This window comes from Facklamia hominis CCUG 36813, from assembly GCF_000301035.1.
Lineage (GTDB): Bacteria > Bacillota > Bacilli > Lactobacillales > Aerococcaceae > Facklamia > Facklamia hominis.
This window is the reverse complement of sequence record NZ_JH932292.1, coordinates 1459245-1481554: the sequence shown is the minus strand read 5'-3', so window position 1 is coordinate 1481554 and position 22310 is coordinate 1459245. Positions and strand designations below refer to the sequence as shown.

Annotated in this window: 22 protein-coding genes and 1 pseudogene; 9 read left to right on the top strand and 14 right to left on the bottom strand. The window is 32.2% G+C overall.

Annotated elements, in window-relative coordinates:
* Positions 1-87 precede the first annotated feature (87 nt).
* Complete coding sequence (locus tag HMPREF9706_RS06920; protein ID WP_006908650.1) at positions 88-480, bottom strand: DUF2178 domain-containing protein; 393 nt, start codon at positions 478-480, stop codon at positions 88-90.
* Positions 467-682 (bottom strand): helix-turn-helix transcriptional regulator, encoded by a 216-nt coding sequence (locus tag HMPREF9706_RS06915; RefSeq protein ID WP_006908649.1) that lies wholly within the window; start codon positions 680-682, stop codon positions 467-469. Before HMPREF9706_RS06915 ends, HMPREF9706_RS06920 begins: the two co-directional genes overlap by 14 nt.
* Positions 683-1142: 460 nt before the next feature.
* Between HMPREF9706_RS06915 and HMPREF9706_RS06910 the strand changes: the two genes are divergently transcribed.
* From HMPREF9706_RS06910 to HMPREF9706_RS06875, 8 genes are all read left to right on the top strand, one after another.
* The gene (locus HMPREF9706_RS06910; protein ID WP_006908648.1) at positions 1143-1796 is read left to right on the top strand and encodes a LytTR family DNA-binding domain-containing protein; all 654 of its coding nucleotides are present in this window, start codon (positions 1143-1145) and stop codon (positions 1794-1796) included.
* 150 nt (positions 1797-1946) lie between these two features.
* Positions 1947-2747, top strand: a complete 801-nt coding sequence (locus tag HMPREF9706_RS06905; RefSeq protein WP_006908647.1) for a hypothetical protein — start codon at positions 1947-1949, stop codon at positions 2745-2747.
* 16 nt (positions 2748-2763) lie between these two features.
* Complete coding sequence (locus HMPREF9706_RS06900) at positions 2764-3405, top strand: ABC transporter ATP-binding protein (protein WP_006908646.1); 642 nt, start codon at positions 2764-2766, stop codon at positions 3403-3405.
* Positions 3402-3896, top strand: coding sequence for a hypothetical protein (locus HMPREF9706_RS06895; RefSeq protein WP_006908645.1), 495 nt, complete (start codon positions 3402-3404; stop codon positions 3894-3896). Before HMPREF9706_RS06900 ends, HMPREF9706_RS06895 begins: the two co-directional genes overlap by 4 nt.
* The gene (locus tag HMPREF9706_RS06890) at positions 3889-4566 is read left to right on the top strand and encodes a hypothetical protein (protein WP_006908644.1); all 678 of its coding nucleotides are present in this window, start codon (positions 3889-3891) and stop codon (positions 4564-4566) included. Before HMPREF9706_RS06895 ends, HMPREF9706_RS06890 begins: the two co-directional genes overlap by 8 nt.
* Positions 4567-4606: 40 nt before the next feature.
* On the top strand, positions 4607-5290 hold the full coding sequence (locus HMPREF9706_RS06885) for a hypothetical protein (protein WP_155949076.1): 684 nt from the start codon (positions 4607-4609) through the stop codon (positions 5288-5290).
* Positions 5291-5324: 34 nt separating this feature from the next.
* On the top strand, positions 5325-6125 hold the full coding sequence (locus HMPREF9706_RS06880; protein ID WP_006908642.1) for a hypothetical protein: 801 nt from the start codon (positions 5325-5327) through the stop codon (positions 6123-6125).
* Between the two features lie 317 nt (positions 6126-6442).
* Positions 6443-6925, top strand: a complete 483-nt coding sequence (locus tag HMPREF9706_RS06875) for a ComE operon protein 2 (RefSeq protein ID WP_006908641.1) — start codon at positions 6443-6445, stop codon at positions 6923-6925.
* Positions 6926-7036: 111 nt separating this feature from the next.
* Here HMPREF9706_RS06875 and HMPREF9706_RS06870 read toward each other — a convergent pair whose 3' ends face one another.
* Positions 7037-7543 carry a GNAT family N-acetyltransferase gene (locus HMPREF9706_RS06870; protein ID WP_006908640.1) on the bottom strand — a complete coding sequence of 169 codons (507 nt, stop codon included), beginning with the start codon at positions 7541-7543 and terminating at the stop codon, positions 7037-7039.
* 324 nt (positions 7544-7867) lie between these two features.
* On the opposite strand from HMPREF9706_RS06870, the gene HMPREF9706_RS06865 reads away from it, so the two are divergent.
* On the top strand, positions 7868-8608 hold the full coding sequence (locus HMPREF9706_RS06865) for a CPBP family intramembrane glutamic endopeptidase (RefSeq protein WP_006908639.1): 741 nt from the start codon (positions 7868-7870) through the stop codon (positions 8606-8608).
* 349 nt (positions 8609-8957) lie between these two features.
* On the opposite strand, the gene HMPREF9706_RS06860 is transcribed toward HMPREF9706_RS06865, so the two are convergent.
* From HMPREF9706_RS06860 to HMPREF9706_RS06810, 11 genes and pseudogenes are all read right to left on the bottom strand, one after another.
* Positions 8958-9800: a nucleotidyl transferase AbiEii/AbiGii toxin family protein gene (locus HMPREF9706_RS06860; protein ID WP_006908637.1), complete on the bottom strand. Its 843-nt coding sequence runs from the start codon at positions 9798-9800 to the stop codon at positions 8958-8960.
* Positions 9797-10384 carry a type IV toxin-antitoxin system AbiEi family antitoxin domain-containing protein gene (locus HMPREF9706_RS06855; protein WP_006908636.1) on the bottom strand — a complete coding sequence of 196 codons (588 nt, stop codon included), beginning with the start codon at positions 10382-10384 and terminating at the stop codon, positions 9797-9799. The genes HMPREF9706_RS06860 and HMPREF9706_RS06855 overlap by 4 nt, the downstream gene beginning before the upstream one ends.
* 322 nt (positions 10385-10706) lie before the next feature.
* Positions 10707-11749, bottom strand: a pseudogene (locus HMPREF9706_RS06850) (Fic family protein).
* Positions 11750-12251: 502 nt separating this feature from the next.
* Complete coding sequence (locus HMPREF9706_RS06845; RefSeq protein ID WP_040444640.1) at positions 12252-14753, bottom strand: ABC transporter permease; 2502 nt, start codon at positions 14751-14753, stop codon at positions 12252-12254.
* Positions 14716-15393 (bottom strand): ABC transporter ATP-binding protein, encoded by a 678-nt coding sequence (locus HMPREF9706_RS06840; RefSeq protein WP_006908632.1) that lies wholly within the window; start codon positions 15391-15393, stop codon positions 14716-14718. The genes HMPREF9706_RS06845 and HMPREF9706_RS06840 overlap by 38 nt, the downstream gene beginning before the upstream one ends.
* 88 nt (positions 15394-15481) lie before the next feature.
* The gene (locus tag HMPREF9706_RS06835) at positions 15482-16354 is read right to left on the bottom strand and encodes a sensor histidine kinase (RefSeq protein WP_006908631.1); all 873 of its coding nucleotides are present in this window, start codon (positions 16352-16354) and stop codon (positions 15482-15484) included.
* Complete coding sequence (locus HMPREF9706_RS06830; RefSeq protein ID WP_006908630.1) at positions 16342-16995, bottom strand: response regulator transcription factor; 654 nt, start codon at positions 16993-16995, stop codon at positions 16342-16344. The genes HMPREF9706_RS06835 and HMPREF9706_RS06830 overlap by 13 nt, the downstream gene beginning before the upstream one ends.
* A 618-nt stretch (positions 16996-17613) precedes the next feature.
* Complete coding sequence (locus HMPREF9706_RS06825; RefSeq protein ID WP_006908629.1) at positions 17614-20049, bottom strand: ABC transporter permease; 2436 nt, start codon at positions 20047-20049, stop codon at positions 17614-17616.
* A complete protein-coding gene (locus HMPREF9706_RS06820; RefSeq protein WP_006908628.1) occupies positions 20042-20722 on the bottom strand; it encodes an ABC transporter ATP-binding protein in 681 nt (226 codons plus the stop codon). The genes HMPREF9706_RS06825 and HMPREF9706_RS06820 overlap by 8 nt, the downstream gene beginning before the upstream one ends.
* 51 nt (positions 20723-20773) lie before the next feature.
* Positions 20774-21634: a sensor histidine kinase gene (locus tag HMPREF9706_RS06815; protein WP_006908627.1), complete on the bottom strand. Its 861-nt coding sequence runs from the start codon at positions 21632-21634 to the stop codon at positions 20774-20776.
* Positions 21635-22285, bottom strand: a complete 651-nt coding sequence (locus HMPREF9706_RS06810) for a response regulator transcription factor (RefSeq protein WP_006908626.1) — start codon at positions 22283-22285, stop codon at positions 21635-21637.
* Positions 22286-22310 lie beyond the last annotated feature (25 nt).

The window sequence follows — 22310 nt, the reverse complement described above, 5'->3', positions numbered from 1 at the left end:
TAAATTCTTCAAATACACCCTCCCCTTCCATATTGCATTGATCGTTTCGATTAAACTCTCTTCGATAACTCTCCCCGATTAACAAGATTAATAACGTTTTTCGTAATATTGATTGATAAAGAAGGATAATAAGGGATAAGCCACTACCGCAAGCACTAATAGACCCGCTGGTAAATAAGCCTTCATCGACAGACAAATCACTGCCACCACACCCATCAAGACCATTAGAATCGATGTCATGCGTGCATTAACCTTGTCCCTAATCTTCTCATTGCGTTCATCCTGCACAAGGATCCGGTAATGCGAGTCAGTCTTCATTTGCTTAATGTGTCGAAACTTTAAATAGGCAATCGTGACACTGATTGAAAAAACAAAGGTCAATAGAATCGTCATAGTGTCATTCTGTCTAAAGACCCATAATAATATTAAACTGACCATCCCGATTAAATAGCCCAAATACCAAATTTTATCCTTGTTCATTCTGGTCTTCCTCCTCAAATATAAAAATATCTTCAATCTGCAAGTCAAAAAGTCGCGCGATCTTAAATGCTAAGATAATGGAGGGATTATACCTTCCCTTCTCTAAGGAACCGATGGTTTGGCGGGATACCTCAAGCAAGGCAGCCAATGCTTCTTGAGTCATCCCACGTTGTTTTCTTATTGCTTCAAGCCGATTCTTCAACTTTACCTCCTCCTATAATGCTAAGCTAGCTTTACATTTAATATACAACGGATCTTTTTATATGTCAAGTTAGCTTTCCATATAAATCGAATAAAAAAATCGTCCCATAAAAAGATCCCCGCCCAATAGCATTTATATCCAATGACAGGGATTCGCTGAGATTCAACGATGAGCAATATTCGCAATGCGTTAACAAGACTTCTAACAAAGGAACTCCTAATTTCAATCTAGCTGATACTCATTAATATCGCTTTTGGTAGACTATTTCATCACACGAAACCCTTTAAATTCATAAAGACATTTAACGGAATACCAAGGTTCGAGTATTTATTATTTTCAATAAAAACCGGCAAATTATTAGCATTTTTAGACTCGCCCAATAACATTTGAAAACGTTTTATATTATTGCTATATTTAAAGAGAAGATATTGAGACGAGCCGCTTAGAAAGGATCGAAAGCATGAATATACACATATTTAGTCACCAGCTTCAACGTTGGCAAGGATTCAAGCAAACCTATGACCATTATGAGTTACCCTTTATTGATTTCAATTTTGTGGATATGACTGAGCTTACCCTGCCTCTAGCTGAATTCATCAAAGATTATCCTGAAAAGCAGCAACTTTTTATTTTTGATTGTTCAACTGATTATAGCGACAAGTGGTTAGCCTTTATTTTAGAAGCCGAGACGAATGGTAAGATTCATGATAGTATTTTTCTTCACGAATCCAAAGATATTTTTAATGCGATTGCTCGCCATCATTTTCATAGCGCTGATTGGATTGTTAGTGCTAATTGGATAAAAGCAATAGAAGAGTTACAAAAAAGTCTGGCCAAATATCTGTTAAAGCAAGACCCTATTATGAGTACGATCCTTAACCAGCCCGATCACATACGTTATTTTAAAAAAGAAAAAGGCAGTCATTATCTTGAAGTTCATTATAAAAATAAAAGTTTTGAACGCGTTCGCGCTTCTTTAAAGCATTTCATCTATTTACAACCACTTTTTGATTATTATGGTAGAAGCTATCTTGTTAACAAAAATCACATCCTGTACCAAGACCTCCTACTTCACTCTTTAATATTAAAAGACGGCCAAAAACTCAGCTACTAGTCTGAAAATTGAAAAGCTTTCATTTTCGAGGCCAAATCTAGCTGTTTAAAGGCCAAAGTAAGTAAAGCCTATTGTCACCTATAAGGCCTCTTGATAAGATGAAAGCGAGAACAAAAGATGGCCATCTTAAAAAAGGAGGTTTCGATAGTCATGACCCTATTTAAAGGCAATATGAAGCGTCTATTCCTACAAAGAAATGGACTTATTTTACTAGCTTATATTTTGGTAATCAGTGCGATTCAATTTTATACCTATAATCGACCTAATTATTACCATGAACCTTCTGCCTTTGTGAGATTACTCTGTTTTGATAGTACAGGGTATGGAACCGAAGTTTATGCGATGACCTTGCCAATTATGGTTGCTTTCTTTGGAGCAGGCCTTTACCGAGAAGATGTTAACCGAGCAATGATTCTGAATCAAGAAGTACGTTTCGGTCGAAAGGCCTACTATTATCAACAATATTTTACCGCCTTTATCGGAGGTGGCCTAGCAGGGATTAGTCCTTTTATTGTAAGTTCAACGATTTTCTTCATGGCCTATCCCATGACCCTACCCGATCCTATTGTCACTCAATTAAACACGATTTCTCCGGGAATTTTGTATTCGTTATATTCGCTTCACCCATTTGTTTTGTGGTTGCTCTTTGGTCTTGGAATTTTTTTAATTTCAGGAATTTTAACCTGTTTAAGTCTGACAGCCTCATACTTTATTGCTTATAAGTATTTTGAGTATTTCTTTTCTTTTGTTGTTATTTATTTAACACCGTTTGTTTTTGGAATAATTGGCATTATTCATCTGGGCCTGATTCCAATGATGCTCTTATCTCACTTATCGAGTTTGAATGAGATTGAATGGATACAGACTATAACCTTTTGGCTAGTTCTAGAGTTGATCAGTGGCATCTTATTTCTGTGGAAATTATCAAATCGCAACTCGGGCGTAGACTAAGTAAGGAGTGAAGAAGATGGTTTTATTAAAAGTCGATAAAATTTCTAAAGCTTTTGGTAAAAAACAAGTCCTCGACCAAATTGAACTTGTGGTAAATGAAGGCGAAGTAGTGGGCTTGGTGGGTCATAATGGATCTGGAAAAACCATGTTATTAAGAGCAATCATTGCCAGTATGCGCTTAGATAACGGTCAAGTCTATCTTAAGGACCATCCAGTCGTCTTTAACCAGCCACTGCCCCTTGATGTAGGAGTCATTATTGAAAACCCTGAATTTATTCCTCATTTTACCGGATTAGAAAATCTAAAATATCTAGCCTCTATCAATGATAATTACCAGGAAGAATGGGTCTTATCCCTATTAAAAGATTTAGATATGTATCAACATAAAGACGACAAAGTATCGAACTATTCCTTAGGAATGCGACAAAAGTTGGCCATTGTTCAAGCTCTCATGGAAAATCAAAGCTTAATCTTACTCGATGAGCCAACCAACGGTCTGGATCGAGATTCCGTCAAGGTGGTTATTGACCTAATCAATAAGATTAAAACAAGCGGTAAAGGCTTTTTGATTGCCAGCCATGATGAACAACTGATCCAATCCGTATCAGACCATGTATACGAGATTGCTGATGGACGGATTGTAGGTGGTCAACGATGAAAAAAACGAAGATAATACTACCCATCGTGCTCGTTGTCCTAGTCCTAGCTCGAATCGTTTATGTGAATTTAACCCAAGTAGGCGTCACCGCTCGTTTATATGCCGCTGACGAGATCATTACCTTGCAAGAAAAAAACTATAAACTTTACTCTATCAAGCGTTTAAATGAACAGGAAACAAAACAATTTCAAAAAGATTATTCCGCCTTTGTCAATCCAAACTATGATTTTATTTTCCAAGTAGAGTTAGAAGGCGATGTCTCTGAAACCAAGGAAAAACACATGGGCTTTAGCCTTATATTTAACCGACAATACCGGACCATGCCCGTTTATTCAGCCAATGAAGTTGATGGAGAGAAATATCGACTGTTCTTTGCCTTCCCCAAAGAAGCCTTTAAGCCTGGTAAGAACGAGTGGATTTTGGCCTTTAGTAATTTTATGATTGAAGACAATCAGCATTTTGGCTTCCAAGGGGAGTGGAATTATGAATAAGCTTATTTGTTATGATCGGATCCGTATTGCTTGGCAAAGAGGTCTGCTTTTTTATCTATCTGTGGCTTTAATGCTATTTATTAATGGCTTTTTCGATGTTAAGAGAAGCTTAATTGACCAATGGCCCTACGAAAGACTGATTAGTCAACCCATGGATAGCAATTTTCTACGGTGGATTGCTGTACCTAGCTTTCTGGTCTTAACTTATCTGTTAAGAAGCTATTTTACGAATTTAGAGCAAGTGCGCATCTCCATTGAACGGCAATGCCGTTATAAATGGATCATACTTTTAATCAGTTTAGGAATGATATTTTTGATGAGTGAAGGGATAGTCCTACTGGATTTGATCTGGACTAAAGAAAAATTTATCCTACTGGATATTCTCTATGCCGCTGTTCAACAGTCGCTCATCTTAAGCATTTTTGGCGTGATATGCCATTTATTAGAAAGCATCGTCAAGTATCGCTTCCTAGCCCTTTTGATAGGTTTGGGACTGAGTCCATTATTATTTATCGTCATATTGAAACAAGTCTTTTTATTCTTCATTGAAGAAAGCGATCCGCTGACATGGATGGGGCTAGTTTTTATCTTGTTAAAAATGACTTTTATCTTATATCCAGCTTACCAACTGGACAGATATCTGATGCATCAACGCCAATATATGATTTAATATTATCTATCAGCTTCAAATGAAATAAGGAGAGATAATGATGAGCGCCTCACTTCACTATCTAAGAATGAATCTTTATCGACTCTTCCAACTACGTTATTTCATCGGTGTCTTGTTAATCATCTACCTATTAACGATGGTATCTTTCATGATTGACAAAGGAGATGCTTGGGCTTATTTTGCGATACATGATAAAAATGTCCTATCTAATAATATGAATTGGCTTAGTTTTTATGTATTTCCTTTATTGATTCCTTTTAATTTCTTTGGACAAGTCTTAGTTCAAGACAATCCCTTTGATTTTATTCGGATTCGTCATCCTAAAATATTGTTTCTTCTAAGCGTTGCCTGTATGGGAGTCTATGTCAGCTTGTATGTCTTCCTATCAATTCTGCTTGCCTTTTTCTTTCAAGTGGATAATGTAATGCCTCTGACTGACATTATTTCCTTATTTATCCATTTATTGCTCTCTATCTGGGGAATGCTAAGCTTACAGGTCGCAATCCATTGCCTAGGCTTTAGTGTGCTAGGCTTGGTTCTTAATTTGGGCATCATTGTGCATAGCTTTTATAGCCAATTTGACTTTACTTGGATCATGACCGATCCTTTTACGCAGATGACCGTCGCTTCATTACTAGGCAGATTATTGATTTTACTTTTAATAATTGGATTGACCTATACTGTCTATAACTATCTACCCCGCCTAAAAATAAAGTCCCATTGATTCGATAAAGTTAGCCCATAAGGAGATGAACTTCATGAAAAAAAGAAAGATACGCTTTATCTTAATTCCGAGTCTACTAGTCATTATCGCTCTAATAGCTTACGGAGGGTATTCCTTTTATCTTAAGCAAGTTAACCAGCAAGAACAGCAAGAAAATATCAACACGATCAAACACATTTCTGCGAACCAGTCTGAAGAAGACCCTTACTTACAGAATCCGACTTACCTATCTTATGTCCTGAGCCTAGATGAGGAAGAGGCTAAAAAGATGGACCCCACTATTAAGCAAGTCATTTTTGACGCCTTAACGGCTTTTAATAAAGACCAGATGGCTTATAACTATGAGATGACAAATTTTGAAGGGGCAGAATCTGCTTCTATATCGGGAAAATTCGATCAGAGCAAGGGCCTATTTTATGAAATCCTACAAATGGGGAATACAACATTCAATTATTATCTGGATGGTCAATATGTACAGATATCTTCACCAGAAATGGATCCCTATCAGGAAAAGGGGAAAATGGCTGATTTAATCGAACCTCGAGGGCTATTTATGGATCTCCTAATCCGAGTACAGGAATTAGAAGAACTTGAAATTAGCGAAACTGACCAAAGCTATACCATCAAAGGACAAATGCCTAAAGAGTTATCCCCTTTTAATGATGGAACTTGGACCTTTGAAATAGACAAAGCCTCTCATCTACTTACATCCTTTCAAATTGAACAAGATGGCAATGTGATACAAAGCATCAAACAAGTGAATTACTCAGATAAGGCGGATCTAACCCCGAATGAAATTAAGGAATTAGCAAAAAACTATCCGAATATTAATTAGAACCCACTATGTTTATACTTCTTAATGCGATTCCTCGAATTGATCTTATGCATCTAACGCTCTCTAGCATTCAATTTGAACCTTGATTTTGACCCCACCCCTAGCTAGCCGCATCCCCATGCACAACTAGGGGTGTTTTATATTGCCTCGAACATTTATAGGGTTGATCGAAGAATTCCCTGCTTCCATTCTCCCTATTTATCCATCGCCTTATGATTTAATATCGGAGAAATCGAGATATAGTGCCGAAGGACTTATATCCCTCTTGTTTTCATGGTAAAATTGAGACGAAAAGAATACCAGATGAGGTGATATCAATGGATCGAATTAGTTGGACCGATTACTTTATGGCGCAAAGCTTAGTGATTTCAACGCGAAGTACCTGCGACCGATTGATGGTTGGAGCGGTCATTGTTAGAAATAATCGAATAATCGCAACGGGCTACAATGGGTCTGTCTCAGGCTTAACGCACTGCATCGACCATGGTTGTTTTGTGGTAGATGGACACTGTATTCGGACCATCCATGCCGAAGTGAATGCTGTTATTCAATGCGCTAAGATGGGAATATCGACCGATGGTGCAGAAATCTATATTACCCATTTTCCTTGTTACAACTGCTCCAAGGTCATCATTCAAGCAGGCATCAAACAAGTACATTACCTCTATGACTACCACAATGACCCCAATGCGATCGATCTCTTCAGTGAATGCGACATCCAAGTTAGCAAGCACGAACTCAGCCCTCATCTATTCGAACAAATCAAACAACTCCACCTGACAAACATCGATCAGCAATAACAAAATAAGCTACTGAAGCCTAGGACTTCAGTAGCTTTTTCAGTCAATAACTTTTATCTGGGAATCATAAGAAGACACAGTCATTCTCTAATATTTATAATGACCATGCAACTAATTAAAGTAATAGACATTCCCAGCTCCACCCACATTATCGAAGGCTTTATTATGTTTTAAGCCCAATGATTCAGCGGTTTTTCTTGAAGGAATATTTTCGTCTAAGGTTAAGGCAACGACTTTATAGTCATTATTTAATTCAGTCGTAACACGATCCATTATTTGACGAGCTGCCTCTTTGACAAATCCCTTTCTCGTTTTAGACGGATCAATTCTATAATAGAGATTTAAATACTTTTTATCGTTTATTAAGGTAAACCTTAACCCACACAAGCCAAAAACACTATTATCCGCTTTATCGACTAAGGAATAATAGCCAAATCCATACTTATTATGATGGTCAATCATGGCATTTAAAGTATCGATAAATTCTTCCTTACTTGGTTTTTTCCATCCCGGATTAAACCGATTCGTTTCAGGATTGGCATGAATGGCATATAATTCATCAAAATCCTCCAGCCTAGGAACTCTTAATATTAAACGCTCAGTCTCTAATCGTTTCATCTCTGACCCCTTCACTTAATCTATATCATTGATTTACCCCTATTAATAGAGTCTTAACTACCCTTTCACATTCAGAGTGATGTCTCAGCAGCTGATGGCAACCAATCATTCCTCATGTTTACTTCTTTCCAACTTAATTATACACTCCTTATTTAATTTCACTGCAGTGTATATTATAATTACAGCAGTTGATTTAATAAAAAAGCAAATATTAAAACAACCAATTACACGTTAAACACTCTTAACATTCAAATATAAAATGTCGCAATTCAAGACCATACACAAAGCTTATTTAGCGAAAGCATCACTGGGAGGATTCAATTGATGATTAAAAAATTATATAAAAAGAGTGAGATTTGGTTTGCATTAACATGGATTATTATATACGTTGTACTTGCATCAACAGGAGATAATATATCAGAAAATATAGGGATTTTAAAAATTGCAACCTTACCTATATTGATAATTTTATCAATCATATTATTTCTTTTTGTTAAAAATAATGGATTGGCAAAAAAGTATGGACTTTGTAAATCAGAAATTCCAGCTTCTAAAATGTTATTTTACATTCCATTAATAGTTATAATGACAACAAACCTTTGGTATGGTGTAACAATTAGTTTCTCACCATTAGAAAATGTATTATATATTTTATCGATGCTTTGTGTTGGTTTTCTTGAAGAGATGATATTCCGCGGATTTTTATTTAATGCACTGGTTAGGGATGGTGTAAAATCAGCGATTATCATTTCAAGTGTGAGCTTTGGAATCGGCCATATCGTGAATTTAGTAAATGGTTCAGGAGCGGAATTACTACCAACTATATTACAAGTAGTCTATGCAATAGCTATTGGCTTTGCATTTGTCATGATTTATTACAAGACCAAAAGTTTGCTTCCCTGCATTTTAACGCATAGTATTCTTAATAGTTTAAGCACATTTGCGAATGAACAAGTCATTACACCACAAAAGCAAATTATTTCTAGTATTTTGATTGCGCTAATTGCAGCTGGATACGCGTTATATATAGCTTTAGCCGTTAAAGAAAAAACACAAAATAATTAGGAGGGAACTTAAAATCTCCGTTTATTTCCTGAATTCCCCCACTCCTAACAAAAATGATCGGCTATAAGATATGTCTCTTTTTCACTAGCTAAGAACTGCAATATTTGATGATGCTCGTTTATGAATCTCAAAGCCGTTCTGTAGTCACCAGGTGAACAACATGATGTCCATCTTCTTGGCCTTCCTCATAAACCTCTTTACATTCTATTAATATCAGATTCCCTTCTCTATCACCTACGCTAACGCTATATGGACTTATGTCACAGCTGATTAATAAAAATTGATGCATTCCACTTCTCTAAGTCTTAATATTTTCTTGTCTATAATTTGCCAGACACTGTCTATTAAATTACATCTCATTAATCCTATTTGATAAAGTTATCACTACATCAATAACCTTATCAAAAGTCAGATCATCAATATACTTATTTTCATTAAGATATACATCCCACAAGGATCTTAAGTATGAATCTTCTTTTATATCCTCGATTATTTCTTCATAGTCTTTTATTATTTCTTGACTTCCTCTTTTATTAGAGGTTCTCTCTATTGCTTCTTTTAAAATATCATAATCTATCTGGTCTTTTTTTAGTTTGTAGAGAGTGTATAAGTCATAGAAGTCTCTCATTCGTGTTGTTGTTATATTTCTTCTGATTATGGTTTCGTATTTTTCTGCTAAAATTGTTTCTAATGGATATGCCATTATTTTTATAACTTCTGTGCTAAAAATACATGGATAGGTGTATTCTATTTCCCTTGGTGTTATTGCATCTCCTGTTGTTAAATCAAGTTTCATAGGATTTTTAGTTTTCCCAACATTTGCTATTAGTGAAATTCTAAAGTTCTCGTACTCGTCCTCTTCTCTTATATAAGAAATGTCTTTTATTTCAAATTTTATTCCATCATCTACATTGATATTAATAATTTCTTGAACTATCTCTTTTATTTTTTCTTCTTTTAGTGCGATGCCTTTAATGGTTGTATCCATGTCCATAGTTGTTCTATTTTCTATGCCGATTAAGGATGATATTAAGAATCCTCCCTTTATTACAAAATTATTTTTGTATTGTGATTTAGACAGTCTTTCTAAAAATCTTTCGAAAAAGTATATTTGTAGAACTTCTTGCGATTTCAATTTTTTCTTCTCTGCAAGACTTCTTATCTTGCCCTTTATACTTTCGATATTAATCACGATAATACCTCCATGTATTTTCTAATTTCACCTTCTATTTTAAATAGTCTACTGTATTTTATGAGGCGTCTTAGGTTTTTATTGGGTGATTTAAAGTATCTTTTCATGGCTTCTGTAAAAATCTGCTTATCTATTCTTTCTCTGTCAATTATGATATCACAAATTGTTCTTTCAATATCATAGACTGGGATAAGGGTGCCTTGCGGTGATTTTCTTTCTGTCTTTCCAAGTTCATATAAGTCCTTTTTTACATAGTGAACTTGTAGATCTTCATATCTTTTCTTGATATGGCTGGCATTGTAGCCTTGGGGTACAGATATATGAAATACATTTGGAGTCCTGTCAGATAGGTCGTGAAGGTAAAGGGCAGTTTGATGGGAAAATATAATTCGATGGCTATTAGATGATATTAAAACAAAATCGTCTATTACTTTTCCTTTTAATTGATATAGTCCTGGTCTTAATCTTTCTAATTGTCCGTTCTTTGTTAATTCTGATAGATTATGCCTACTATATCCAAGTTCTTCTGCTTCTTTGTTAGTAATTATTAAATTTTCTTGTATATATTTTTTAAGTGTATTCATAGTCTTACCTCCTCTCGTTTACGCTTTTATTATATAATTTAAAAGCGAATGTGTAAAGTTAAGCTATGTATGTCTTATTTTTTAAAGTGTATAACGAACCCTTACTCCCTTTAATAAAAAAAGAGCAGCCTTGTAAGCTACTCTTGTAGAAAGTACAAAATGAGTACATTATATTTTTTGTGTCTCCTCATACCAGTTACAAAACTACTCTTACATCCATGTAATTTTTTGAGTCTTTTTGACGAATCTTTCTTCATTTTTATCAAAGACAAAATGCTTATAGGTATAAGAAAAGGACCTACTTTTGTAGATGCTAAGGATCTTAAACTTTAATATACTTAGTCGCTCTTCCACTACCTATTTGTTTAATTAAACCTCCATCTTTTAGTTCTTTTAATGCCCTCTCGATGGTTCTCTTTGAAATATCCGGACAAAGTATAACAATATCAGATTTGGATAGCGCTTCTAGGGAGTTTTCAAATACCTTCATTACTCTATCGGCAGATGTCAAAGATTTTTCTCCTATTATCTTAAATCTCTCATCACATTCACTATATGCTTTGTAGATGACTGATAACATATATTTTATAAATGGTAACTCGTCGTTATCTCCAGTGTACCAATTTTCACTTGAAGCTTGTAATTCTTCATAATACAAATCTTTCGTATCTTCGATGATCATTTCTAAAGAAATATATTTTCCTACAAAAAAACCATTTTGGTAAAGAAGTAGCAGTGTTAATAGTCTTGACATTCTCCCATTTCCATCAAAAAAGGGATGGATACACAAAAAATCATGAACTATAACCGGAATTAGTAACAATGGTGGTATGTTTAAACTGACAGCTTCATCGTAAGCAATAATCAATTCATCAATATAATTTTCTGTTTCAAACGCTGATACAGGCTGAAATCTTATTCTTTTCTCTCCAAGTTCGTTAGTTTCAACGATACTATTATCCATCCTCTTAAATTTACCCTTATGACTTTCCCCGGAGTAGGAATAAAATCTATTATGTAAGATCAAAATATTATTTTTCGTGAGTCCAATGTCCTCATAGTTTTCATTAATGATATCGAGTACTTCTCTATAGCCATAGATTTCTTCCTCATTTCTATTTCTGGGCTGGCTTTTTTCTTCATCAATTCTTCTAATCGACTATCATTTGTAGAAATTCCTTCAATTGCGTTTGATGATTTTGTCGATTGAATCTTAGCAACTTCTACCATTTTTTCAAGTACATCCGGGAAATTAGATACATACAGTTCCTGTTTCCCCTTATACTCATATATTTTTGATATCAAATCATACATCTTTGCTGGAATATTTAAACTAAGTAATTTTGAATAATTAAATTCTCTCATGAACTCCCCTGCCTTTATCGCCAATATACCTTATTTGGCGTATATAAATCATTATCAGCTAGATAAAAATCGCCATTTTGATGAATTTGGCGATGATACATCAAAAATGGCGAGATTAAAATATTATCAATCTGAACTGCCCCCATAACTTAGGCAAAAAATCTAACTATTGGAGGCCAATTTAACAAAAAATCCGTTTAGATTATTATTATCTTGGTCTAGTCGCATTACTAATATTAAATGACCTACAAACATTGCTATAGGAAGTAATAAGATTAACAGAATGTTCAACACTATAAACAACCTATTCTTTTTCCTTACCCCAAATATTAAACCTATTAGTCCAATAATTGGTCAGACAAACATTGATTTGAGTCCAGTTGGTCTTAGATTGGTATAGCTATCAAATATATCTACTGGGAGTAGATAGGGAATCACAAATATTACAAGTCCAAGTAGAAATATCTTCTTGCTTAAATTTTCTTTCAAAAAGTCTCCTCTGTTATTCTAAACTTCTTATCCTATCTACAAGACTATTTTGGCTATGTTTTTCATAGAACCTACCTGTAAATATTATCCCAATGATTATATTTATTAAGTTTACAAGTATAAGTGGCGTGATTACAAATTTATAGGAAGTCCACTTAGTTTCTGCCATAAAATCTATCAAAATAAATTTATTTACAAGTAGCTTTACTATAAAAGAAAATACTAAGCTTGAAATTGAATATATCAAATTCTTTTTGATTAAATATTTCTTAATATTTTTCTTGGTCATTCCGATAGCTTCAAGGATTGATAGATTAACCATATTTCTTAGAATTTCTGTAGCAATAATATTTATAAAGTTTAGTACAGAAATTAAAAACAATACTATAGATAAACTATAACCCACAAATTCTATAAGATTTTTGAAATCTTTAAAAGACTTTATTTGAAAATCTCTTGAATCATAGGAAAAGCCTGGATCATTTTCAAAAGATTTTAATAACTTATTAAAATTTTCCTTTTCACTATCCGCCACATCAAATCCATAGGACATTATACTATTATCGCCTGTGAGTTCTTTGTACTCATTCGGATTCATATAAATATATTCCAAACCTAAAGTAGGACTAGATTCGTCATTTATATCTTCCTTAACTACAGGGAAATATCTAAGTCCATTGGAAAAATTATATTCAACTTTACCCATAACTTGGACTTCTTTAATTTTATTATTTACATTTATCCTTATCTTATCACCGATTTTATAGTCAGAATTATTTCTTATTTTTTCCCCTATAATAACATAATTTCCAGTTTGCCATTTATCTTTATCAAACTCTCCATCTGTAATTTTGTATTTATTTATTAGATAGTCATCTATTCCAAATAGAATTGGAGCAACTTTATTGTCTTCTATTTTTATATCCGGATATGTGTACTCATAACCGTATGAATATAAGGCACCTCCACTTTTAAATCCTTTATGGTTTTCTATTTCACCAATATACTTTTCATTAATACCATCTTCACTTCCTGAGTACATATATCTGAAATATTTTGGACTTGCTATATTATAATCTGTTACGATTATATCAGAAATCCCTTTTTCAAGATCAATATTACCAGTATAAGTTAAAACACTGTTCAAAATAACAGCAGATAAACTCATAGAAAGAATTATCGATATAAATCTAAATTTATTGGAAAATACTTGTCTTCTTGCCAGCTTCCCAAGAGAAATGTTATCGCTTTTATATTTCTTTTTTATCTGGATTTCGTTGTATCTGCTGGCATCTATTGGAGAAACTTTTGCTGCGAACCTAGCAGGTCTCATCACTGATAGAAATACTGTAAGCAAAGTAAAGGCTGTCGAAAATAAGATGATTAAGATTATTACTGCGGGCGATAATTTTACATCCGTTAACATCTCATTACTTACAAATATTTTATTTAAAATAAGTTTCCCAATAGAAATTCCTACTATATCTCCAACTACTATTGACGGAAGTGCTACTGCTAAGGACTCAAGATGAACAAGTTTTTTGATTTGTGGTTTTGTCATTCCAATTGTTTTTAAAAGTCCCAGAAGTTTAATATCTTCATTTACGGATATCTTAAAAATATTATTTATTATTAAGTATCCTGCGACTATTACCAAAATTAAAAAAGCTAAGTATGGTAGAAATGTATTAAAATCAAAACTACTGTCACCAGATAAAAGATAGGCAAAGTTTACCCCAATCCTTATTTCCTTTTCAGATAAATTTCCAGGATTATCCACCACTTTATAACCATTTCTCTCTGCAATTTTTAAAAGCTTATCCCCTATCTTAAAAGAATTATTTAACATTACTCCCAAATCGCTATTATTTTTTGGAACCGATAATTTATCTACATAAGCTTTTGATAAATAGATTTGACCTACACCGACATTGGAGTCAATAGGATTTTGAAAAGTCCCCGATATAATAAATTTATCACTTTTCTTTTCGATAATCTCTCCTGTGTAAGCTTTTTCTATTTTAAAAGGAATTTCTATTTCTTCTCCTATTTCACCCTTATAACCTAATTTTTTAGCAGTAGCTATATCTATAAATACTTGATTTTCTTTTTCTGGAAACTTTCCCTTAACTTTTTCTATTAGAGACCATTCAAATCCTTTTTTATCCATGTAAGATAGTTCTGCCATAACTTTTTCATCATCAAGAATTCCAACTTTCTCTCTTACTGAAAAATCCTTTATATCCTTATCATGGGTTAATATTTTTACATCTTCGTCAGAAATATCTTTAAAAGAACCATGGCTGATTGTACCAATAGTTTTCATCGTTTGAGTTTCCATACTTTTCCCTAAGCCTAAGGCTACGGAAAATAAACTTGTAAAAAGTATAGAAGTCAAAGCGATTGCTAATAAGAGAATATTTCTCCTGCTTTTATTAGCATTTAAAATATTTTTTGCAAGCCTCCTTATATAAGCTCTATTTTTGACTTTCATTATTTTCCACCAGCCTTCCATCTTCTATCCTTAGAGTTTTTACTGCAGCTTGAGCAACAGCATCATCGTGAGTAATCATAAGAATAGTATTTCCAAGCTCTTTATTAATCTTTTTTAGTAAGTAAACAACTTGGGAAGAAGATTTTGAATCCAAATTTCCTGTAGGTTCGTCAGCTAGAATTAAAGATGGTTTTGTAACCAAGGCTCTTGCTATGGCAACCCTTTGTTGCTGTCCACCAGATAATTCATTTGGCATTTTATACTTTTGATCGCTTATCTCAAGTATATCTATTACAGAATCGACATATTTTTTATCTACTTTGTCACCATCTAGACCAAAGGGAATAATTATATTCTCATACACATTTAGCATTGGCAAAAGGTTATATGCTTGAAAGACAAAACCAATATTTCTTCTTCTAAAAATGGTTCTCTCATCATCTTTTAAAGCATAAATGTCAGTATCATCAATGATAACTTTTCCGCTTGTAGGATAATCAAGTCCGCCTAGTAAATGTAATAGGGTGGATTTACCAGATCCTGATGCTCCAATTATAGAAATAAATTCTCCTTTTTTTACTTCGAAAGATACTCCGTCAAGAGCTCTTACTTTAACGTCGTTTGTTTTATAATATCTTTTTAAATTTTCTACTTTTAGCACAAATATCACCTCTTTACATTTAATGTAACATTCCTATCTTACAAAGTACTTACAAGACTTCTTACAGCTTTGTAAGAAAAAAGACTTCTCACAAAGGGAAGTCCACTGAAAATTTTATTCTATTTTCATCTAAAGACGCTCTTATATTTCCGCCATGTTTTTCTATAATCTCTCTGGCTATAAATAGACCTAAACCCAAACCATCCTTTGAAACTGAATTTTTTCCTCTATAAAATCTTTCAAATATCTTTGGCAAAGTTTCTTCTGATAAGTCTTGGCACTCATTTTCTATGTCTAAATTATAGTTTAGGTAAGATTTATAAACTGAAATATTAATAGTAGAACCATTGGGAGAGTATTTTATAGCATTATCTACAAGATTGTGGATGGCTTCTTTAAGCCATCTTTCGTCCAAATCAAAAATTAAATCTTCATCTTTTAAATTTATGCTTACATCTTTTTTATCTAATGTAACTTGAAATTCTCTCAAAACATCTTTTACCAGGTCTTTTAAATTTGCTTGATTTTTTTGTAGTCCTATAATATCAGATTCAAGCCTGGAGGATTTTACTAGGTTTTGAATTAAAAATTCTAGTTTATTAAGTTCATACTTTATAATTTCAATGTACTCATCTTTCGGCTCATCTTCTAAAAGACTAATGTATAAAGAAAGATTGGTAATGGGGGTCTTGGTTTGGTGTGATATATCTGCTATTAAATCTTTTGTTTTACTTTTTTCTGTATTTATTTTCGCTTCTTTTACTTGGCTGGCATACAAAAACTTAATGAGCTTTGATTTTATTTTAGATAATTCCTTTTCATCAAATTCTGTAATTTCTAAATTTCCATCCAAAGCCTTATCAATATAGTCTGAGAGTTCACGCATTTCATTTCTCAAGACAATATATTTATATAAAATAATTCCAATTATAAGAGCTAAAAGAGCTATTAAAAATTCCATTTATATCCAACTCCAAAGACTGTTTCTATTGGGTCATAGGGTTTTAATTTATTTCTGATTCTAGAAATATTGACACTCAATGTATTTTGATCAATAAATTCATCATCTATTCCCCAAACAAAATCAAATAGTAATTCCTTAGTAATAACTTGAGACTTGTTTTTTATTAGGTAGTGTAAAATTTTTGTCTCTGTCCTTGTGAGAACTATATTCTTATTATCTACAAAGAAAGCGTTTTCATTGAAATTAAAGTCTAGGCCATCTTTCTTATAAAGATTTAAATCACTAGAAACTATTTTTTCAAAAGCTCTTTTTATCTTTGCTTCTAGGATTCCTAAAGAAAAAGGCTTGGTTAAATAATCATCTGCACCTAAATTTATAGCTGAAATGATATATGCCTCTAGATCTATGGCAGACAAAACTATAATAGGAATTGAGGAAGTTTCTCTAGTATATTTTATTATTTCAAGCCCATCTCCATCAGGAAGATTCATATCAAGTAAAATTAAGTCAACAATGCCAATAAAGCTTTTAGCTTCACTAATTGTGTTTACAGAAAAAACCTCATATTCTTTATTTAAAGCTATAGAAAGCCCTTTATTTAAATTTTTATCATCTTCAATGATAAGTATCTTTTTCAACGAAATATTCTCCCTTCCTTACAGCTTAAAATGTATTTCCTCGTTTTATTCTTTCTTCTATATATCTATCAGCAGTATTTGTTATTATCCTTCTCTTGACTATTCTACTTATCTTAAAAGCTTTAAATGATAATTATTTGATTTCCTCAAGAAGAGCTATTAATTCTGAATGGCTTGAGTGGTCAGTATGGATAAAATTCAATTTTTTTCAAAAGCCTTGTATGTGGGAATATGTTAATCAATAAACATCTTATAATTCATTATATCATTTTAGAGTTAAGAAAAAACAGCCCATATAAGAGCTGTTTAAATTAATATCTTATTGTCTAGTCATATTTCTTGTATTCGATGACCTAGAAACATTGCTATAGGAAGTAATAAGATTAACAGAATATTCAGCACTATAGATAACCTATCCTTTTCCCTTACCCCAAATATTAAACCTATTAGTCCAATAATTGGGCAGACAAATATTGATGTGAGTCCAGTTGGTCTTAGATTGGTATAGCTATCAAATATATCTACTGGGAGTAGGTAGGGAATCACAAATATTAAAAGTCCAAGTAGAAATATCTTCTTGCTTAATTTCTGTTCATAAATACTCCTCTTTCTTTGAAATTATATTGTTCGAATTAAATCGATAGTTGGTCTGTCTAGAATTCTTTTTAAAGATAAATGATAAATTAGCACATTTATTCCGTAGACTACTAACGAAAATGCTATAAATAATTTATAGTCATAGTATCTTACGAGATTTAAAAAAGTCAATCTTGATGAGAATATAGAAATTATAAACATTACACCTATACTAGTTAATATAACTATAAGCAATGATTTTATCTGTTCATTTAAATATTCTTTTTCATAAACCCTTTTGAGTTCATCCAAATCCATTCCACAAGAATAAAAGCTTCCTATTTCTTTTCTTCTACTCATCAAGCTTAAATTAATGGATGAATATCCGTTTGTTATATTTAATACAAAGATTATTAATCCAATACTTACCACAATTTTCATAAAACTTTGTAAGCTTTTAAACTCTTTTTCTTCTATCTCATTACCAATAATAATGTTAAATCTATCTTCAGGTAAAATTTGTTCCCTAATTAATGCTTCCGCATAATCTTGTGCATCTTCTGCTTTAGAGTCTTTTATTTTCATATTCAAAGTATAAGGATAGTTTTTATATTTTTCATCGCCTGCTTCTTTCATTAGACTGAAAAATGTATCAAAGTCGGTGTAGATTTTCACATCGAAAGGCATGGTTTTGGAATTAAATTTTCCCAAGTCTCTTATTGACTTTGAAATCTTAATATTTTTTTGATAATCATCTCCAATACTTATATCAAGACTTGTTGGATTTTCAAAATATGAAATTTTCTTTGCTTTAGATATAGGTATGGAAGAATCTTCTTGGATCATATTATAAAGTAGAAATTCTCCCTTATTTCCTCCAAGCTCTTTTAAATCATCATCTTCTAAGGCTATCAAAAATCCATCTATTCCTTCCGCATTATATTTTTCAATGTTTTTTTCAGCCTCTTTATCTAATCCTGCATTCCTAGCTTCTTTTGAAAAATTTTTATTATTTTCAACTATTACATATTTCTGTTTAGAAATATAGGATTTTTCATTAGGAGTTTTCTCATCAATTTCTTTTAGTACCGATGGCACTTCATCCTTATCACTATAATAATCTACAGAAAAGTTATATCCATTATCATAATACGAATAGTCTCTAAGATAATTTCCAATTCCTATTACAATTGCAAATACTGAGATGATTAGAATTCCAATAGCTGAAATATACCTTTGTGATTTTATTGAAGCTAAGTTGTTAATTCTTAGTTCTTGCCATAAGTTCTGTTTCTTCTTTTTCTGATACTTGGAAAAATCTATATTTCCTCTAATACCATCTATTATATTTATTTTCGAAATCTTTTTTGCAGGAGATTTTATTGCCAAAGCAACAATTATAAAAGAAACAAATAGTATGGCTAAACTTAATAATGGATTAAATCTTACTACTTCAAAGGCACTTACTCCCTCACCTTTTTGTAAATTTCTATACAGATAATATATAAAAGAAAAACCAGCTATGTGACCTAAAACTATTGGAATGGCTGATATAATTAACCCTTCCTTTAAAAGCATCAAATAAATTTGACCATTAGTTGACCCTATAGATTTATATATAGACAGTTCTCTAATTTTTCGAAGACCCCATACCCAAAAGATATTTTTTATAAAGAATACAAAGACGGCTATACATCCAAGTATAGATAATACTATAACCGCTTTACTCATAATTTTTTGTAAAGGATCATTTTCGATACCATAATAATATATTAATCCATCAGAAAATTCTAGCTCTACATCCCTACCAAGCTTATTATTTATATCTTCCTGAATATTTTCTTTATTTTTATAAGTTTTTTCAAATGAATCAAACTTCACATATGTTTTAAAGGATGACATCTTTTCTTGTAATCCTAAAGCAAAGTTTAGTTTACTATATTTGTTATAAACGTCCCCATAAACTCCTACTACAGTAAAAGATTTAGTGGAAACTTTTTTAAATTTTTCCTTATCAGTATTTGCACTAGTAGGTCCTATTTCTTCCCCATCTATAAACCTTTTACCTATTTCAAGTTTTATTTCATCACCTAAATTAATGCTATTTTCATTTATGAAGCTTTCTGATAGAACAATTTCATTTTCATTTTCTGCAAATCTACCTTTTTGAAGTCTTGAATACTCTCTCATTTTATTTATTGCTTCATCCTGATAATTAATGACAAGTAAATCATTATTATATTTAGCATTATCAGGGTCATTGGACATTTTTCCAATTAATTTGATATCTTCAATAGACCTTAGTTTTTCTACTTCATCATTTGATAACTCATCCTTAATCTCAGCATGATAAAAATTATTTGACATGGCATAACCATAGTTGGCTTGTCTGTTTATATAACCATAATAAAATACCACAGTAAAAAATAAACTTACGATTAATAGTGAAATAAAAATAGGAAAATTCTTCTTATTCATTTTTTTCATCTCCTACAATTTTTCCATCGACTATGGTAACTATGCGATTTGTTTGTAGGGCTATTTCTTCGTCATGGGTGATTAGGATAATGGTCTGTTTTAAAGTTCTATTGAAGTATTTAAAGATTTCAATAATTTCCTTAGAATTTTTCCTGTCCAAATTACCTGTTGGTTCATCCGCTAATATTATAGATGGATTGTAGATAAGACTTCTAGCTATGGCAACTCTCTGCTGCTGACCTCCTGATAGTTCACTTGGGAAAAAGTCAAGTCTACTTTCTATACCCAGTTTTTTTACTATATCTGAAATTTCATCTTGATTGATTTTTCTTTTATCTAGTTTTAGTGGAAGTTCTATATTGTGACGAACCGTTAAATTTGGTATCAAATTATAAAATTGATAAATAAGTCCAACTTTTCTTCTTCTAAAATAGGCTAATTCTTTTGAAGAATACTTTGAGATGTCGTTACCATCTATATAAATCTTGCCATCATCTGGACTATCTACGCCTCCTATGATATGTAGGAGGGTTGATTTACCAGACCCACTTGGTCCAACAATAGCGACAAATTCTCCTCTTTCAATTTCAAGGTTAACACCGTCTAGGGCAATGACCTTAGAATGACCCTCGCCGTATTCTTTTCTCAGGTTTTCTACTTTTAATATTTCCATAACTGCCTCCTTTTATTATGTCAAGGTAAGCATATAAAAGTAAAGTGATTTTTAGGTGACATTGTAAAATTTAATTTCAAATCTTGCTCCACTATTAGTATTGGAAACTGAAATTTCTCCGTTATTCTTTTCGACAATTGTCTTCGCCATGGCAAGGCCTATTCCAAAACCATTTGAGTCTGGCGTTTTATAAAAGCGTTTAAAGATCTTTTTAATATTTTCTTTTTCTATTCCTTCACCATTGTCTTCAATGATTAAGCTTGTATAGAGAGGGTTTTTATAAGATGAAACCATGATTTTATCACAACTTGGTCTATTATCAGCATTTTTTATAATATTGATCAGCGCTTCTGCCAGCCAATAAAAATCTCCATTGATGCTATTTTCTTTTAAACTTTTCTCTATTTCTACACTGGTAGATCTCTTTAAGTCCAAACTATCTAAAGCATAATCTGCTAATTCATCCAAACGAATTTCTTCTTTTTTCATAAGATCTTTGTTTGCATCAAGGCTTGATAGTTTGAGTAAAATATCTGATAAAGCGTTTAATCTTAAGAGTTGTCTTTTTAAAACCGCTATATCCTCAATATCTGGAAAATCCATCTCCAAATTTTCTATGGAAAAAAGCATCGATGTGATGGGAGTTTTGATTTGATGAGCGATGTCTTCTAGGTATTCAATTTGCTTTTCGCTATTTTTTCTGCTTATCTCTTTGGCTTCTACTATTTCTATAAATAGTTTGTAAATTTTATCTTCCAGAATTGAAAAATCATCTTGCTTCATAGGAATTTTATAATTTTGATTTTTCATGTTTTCTATCAAATCTATAAGTTCATTTATTCTATTTTTCTTTCTTTTTTCTAAAAAACAATATAGAAGTCCCAGACTTATTATCCAAAATACATATATCATTTAATCCATCCTATAACCTATTCCCCTGACAGTTGAAATAACTCCCCTATCAAGCTTTTCTCTGATTCTCTTAATAGTTGATGTCAGAGTATTGTCATTTACAAACCTATCCCTATCTTCCCAAAACATTTCTAGCAGCTGGCCTCTGGTATAAACTCGGTGAGGATTTTTAATAAATAAGACTAGGATTTCATATTCAAGTGGAGTTAACTCTATTTGCTTAGCTTTAAAGTAAACTTTTGAATCATTTAAGTCTATTTTGATATCCTTGTAAGTAATTTTTTTGTCTTGACTTAGAGGTATTGTCCTTAAAACTGCATCAATTCTTGCCCTTAGTATTGCTAGGGAAAATGGCTTTGTTAAGTAATCATCAGCCCCCTGGTCAAGAGCCGAAATTATAAAATCTTCATCATTTTTAACGGTTGTTACAATCACTCTTATGTCCTTATCTTTTAATCTTTCTATCAAATGTTGACCGTCTTTATCTGGTAGATTTATATCAAGTAGTGCTACATCCATGTCTACATTCATCTTATAACAAGCTTCGTAAAAAGATGAAGCAATCTCTACCTCATAATTATTATTAACTAAATACTTTTCCATTTGTAAGGCAATTTCTTTACTATCTTCTATAATCAAAACACTCTTCATTCTAACTCCTCATATATCAACCTTT